A 925-nucleotide genomic window follows, 5' to 3' on the forward strand; every position below is an offset into this window, starting at 1 on the left:
TATCCCGATCGTCTCATGATGCTTTTCGCAGAAGACATTCTTCGCTCGCATCCGGGAGCAGAGATTGTCTATGACGTCAAATGCTCTCGAAAGCTTGTCGATTGGATCCGTGAAAAGGGCGGCATCCCCGTCATCAGTCCAACCGGGCATTCGCTTGTCAAGGCCAAGCTTCGCGAAACCGGTGCGCCGTTCGCCGGTGAAATGTCCGGACATCTCTTCTTCAACGACGAACGATGGACCGGGTTTGACGACGGTCTTTATTCCGCCGTTCGTCTTCTTGAAATTCTCTCGAGAAGCGAAGCGCCTTCAACTGTTCTTCATGAGCTCCCGAATGCGGTCAACACGCCGGAAATCCAGATCCCGACGGAGGAAGGGGAGAACAAGCGGTTCATTGCCGATTTCCAGAAGCATTGTCGTTTCAACGATGCGGAATCCGTCATAACGATTGACGGCGTACGCGTCGAATGGCGGGACGGGTTTGCACTGGCACGCGCCTCAAACACGACGCCCGTCATCGTTCTACGTTTCGAAGGCGATACCCGCGAATCTCTGAAACGTATTCGCCAGTGTTTTATCACCGAAATGCTTCGCGTCGATCCCGAGCTGAATATTCGGTAAAACTAGAAAAAAGAATATGAGCAAGCCCTTTCTCAGGGAACACTGTACTCAAACCTTCGTTTCCGCCTGCGGCATTACGCTGGATTTATCCAAACAGCGCCTGACGCAGACGGATTTCGACGATTTCATTCACTATGCGGAAGAAATCGATCTGCAGGGTTCGTTTCGCCGGATGTGCGACGGAAAAGTCGTCAATTTATCGGAAAATCGCGCGGCATTGCATACGTCGCTTCGTGCATTTGACGCTTCCGCGCCTTTCTACGAAGAAGTCAACGCGGAGCGTGAACGCATGCTTGCCTTCGCGGAC

General features: G+C 52.6%; 2 pseudogenes. Both read left to right on the forward strand.

Annotated features, from left to right (window positions below):
- Positions 1-618: pseudogene (locus GBM95_RS11840) on the forward strand (phosphomannomutase/phosphoglucomutase); the annotation flags it as partial.
- Between the two features lie 16 nt (positions 619-634).
- Positions 635-925 (forward strand): annotated as a pseudogene (locus GBM95_RS11845) (glucose-6-phosphate isomerase); the annotation flags it as partial.

The organism is Sutterella seckii (assembly GCF_009183815.1).
Taxonomy (GTDB): Bacteria; Pseudomonadota; Gammaproteobacteria; order Burkholderiales; family Burkholderiaceae_F; genus Sutterella; species Sutterella seckii.